General features: G+C 60.0%; 1 rRNA gene. It reads left to right on the plus strand.

The features are described from left to right. Window positions 1–6: 6 nt before the first annotated feature. Window positions 7–467, plus strand: a 16S ribosomal RNA gene (locus E5331_RS20120); the annotation flags it as partial.

The following is a 467-nucleotide window of genomic DNA, read 5'->3' on the forward strand; positions in this document are numbered from 1 at the left end:
ATACAAACAACGGAGAGTTTGATCCTGGCTCAGGATGAACGCTAGCGGCAGGCTTAACACATGCAAGTCGAGGGGCAGCGGGGAGGAAGCTTGCTTTCTCCGCCGGCGACCGGCGCACGGGTGAGTAACACGTATGCAACCTGCCCCTGTCAGGGGGACAACCCGCCGAAAGGCGGGCTAAACCCGCGTACATGCCACCGGGGCATCCCGGAGGCAGGAAAGGCTTCGGCCGGACAGGGATGGGCATGCGGCGCATTAGGCAGTAGGCGGGGTAACGGCCCACCTAACCGACGATGCGTAGGGGTTCTGAGAGGAAGGTCCCCCACACTGGTACTGAGACACGGACCAGACTCCTACGGGAGGCAGCAGTGAGGAATATTGGTCAATGGTCGGGAGACTGAACCAGCCAAGCCGCGTGAGGGAGGAAGGTACAGAGTATCGTAAACCTCTTTTGTCAGGGAACAAAG

The organism is Lepagella muris (assembly GCF_004793975.1).
In the GTDB taxonomy this organism is placed as follows: Bacteria; Bacteroidota; Bacteroidia; order Bacteroidales; family Muribaculaceae; genus Lepagella; species Lepagella muris.